The organism is Shewanella sp. 10N.286.54.B9 (assembly GCF_041468565.1).
Lineage (GTDB): Bacteria > Pseudomonadota > Gammaproteobacteria > Enterobacterales > Shewanellaceae > Shewanella.
In genome coordinates, this window is the sequence record NZ_JBFRIY010000119.1 from 1 (window position 1) to 1,739 (window position 1,739).

Annotated in this window: 2 protein-coding genes; both read right to left on the bottom strand. The window is 37.5% G+C overall.

The window, feature by feature from the left end; all coding sequences use genetic code 11:
• Positions 1 to 264 precede the first annotated feature (264 nt).
• Positions 265 to 672, bottom strand: a complete 408-nt coding sequence (locus AB4135_RS22050) for a GNAT family N-acetyltransferase (protein WP_371995557.1) — start codon at positions 670 to 672, stop codon at positions 265 to 267.
• Between the two features lie 145 nt (positions 673 to 817).
• Positions 818 to 1,540, bottom strand: coding sequence for an ankyrin repeat domain-containing protein (locus AB4135_RS22055; RefSeq protein WP_371995558.1), 723 nt, complete (start codon positions 1,538 to 1,540; stop codon positions 818 to 820).
• Positions 1,541 to 1,739: the final 199 nt, after the last annotated feature.

The following is a 1,739-nucleotide window of genomic DNA, read 5'->3' on the forward strand; positions in this document are numbered from 1 at the left end:
AGGTCCATGGCGAAGTTCGACTCTTGTAAAAATCTTTGACCAGGAATACAGCAAGCACTGAGTAATGCTAAGCTTGGAAATAAGAGCTTAAGAAAGCGGGTTTATGTTCACTAAGAGATGGATGGATCGCAGTTCATTATTGTAATAAATAGGCTAACCAGAAAGTTTAGGTTAGGCGTTCTAAATGAACCGCCCTGTGCGGAGCCGCATGCAGGGTGGTGTGGGGGCTGGAGGTTAGATACCTCCGGCTACCCGATTAGGCATTTAATGCTCAGTTCCAGCATAAACCCACATTGGCTCAGTTTTACCTGCACGTTCAAAACCTAAAGCTTTATAAAACTCAATAGCATCACCATCTGCCGTTAACATTTGCTGATGAAAAGAACCATATTTAGATTGAAATGCTTCCATCATTTGACGACCAATGCCTTTACCATGATATTCCGGATGAACAAGCATATGAGAGTAATACACAACTAAATGGCCATCTGAAATTGCGTTACCTAAACCAACTAATTTACTACCATAACGTGCTGTAACCAGTGAATGAGAATTTTGTAATGCAGCCATTAATTCAACTGGTTTTTCTGCTGATGACCAGTTATTGGCTTTGTATAATTCAATCACTTCTGATTCTTCAATTACATTATTTAAACTAACTTCTAATTTCATAAAATATCCGATGATTCCCTTGATTATCTTGATGCCTAACGCCTCATTAAGAGGCTAAAAACAGTTGGTTAAAATAAGCGACGAAGGAGCAAAAACCAACTGTTTTTTGTCCTGTTTTAATGACTTGTTATATGCCGATTACAACTTAATGTCCAAATATCTCTTTTAGAGACACAAACGATTCATAACCATTTTGACCTATGTCGGGTGTATCGAGCCTTACATTTAATGAGTGACCTGCCGTATTCCCCCAAATGTCTTTCAATTTGGGATCTGCACCTTCTTTGAGTAAGAAAATCGCAGTGTCATATTGCCCAAGGTTGATAGCATAAAACAACGCAGACTCTCCAGCAGAATCCTGATAATCAATATTTGCACCCGCATCTAAAAGTAATGAAATGTTCTTTTTCAAAGCATTAACAGTTGAAGCAATAAGAGGAGTTTTCTTGCTTACTGGATTGATATAATTGGGGTTTCCATTATTTTCTAATACAGCTTTAAGATACTCATTTTCTTTTAAACCAGAAGTTAACTCAACAACTGAAAGTCCAGTTTCCCAAGAGTAATTTGGGTTAGCTCCCTTTTGTAATAAAGACTCAAACCCAACAAGATTTTGTTGCCGTAAAGGCCAAAACAAAACAGGTAATCCATTGGTTCCTATTGAGTTTACATTTGCGCCTTGTTTAATAGCTATATTAATACTTTTAACATCTCCATTGCTTGCTGCGGTTGCAAGCTCTCTGTCTGCCTTAGAAAAGTTTAGTTCTTCTAGATTCAATAAAAGATTAGGCTTTTGTGCCGCTAGGGAACAAGAAGCTAAGAGCACCATAGAAAGTAATAATATTATTTTATTTAGATATTTTATCAACGTAACTCCATTTACACTGTGAACTGATAGGCATATAACGCTTTAGATAATGAGCCAATATTTTATCCTAAAAAAAACCTCATAAAGGCCAAAATATCGTCTCATTTATCGTCTTGTTGGACATCCGCGACACCTGTGGGTATTGCTACACTAAACAGGGCTGCGCTGTCGATTTATTGCCCAGTAGATTACCTTAACC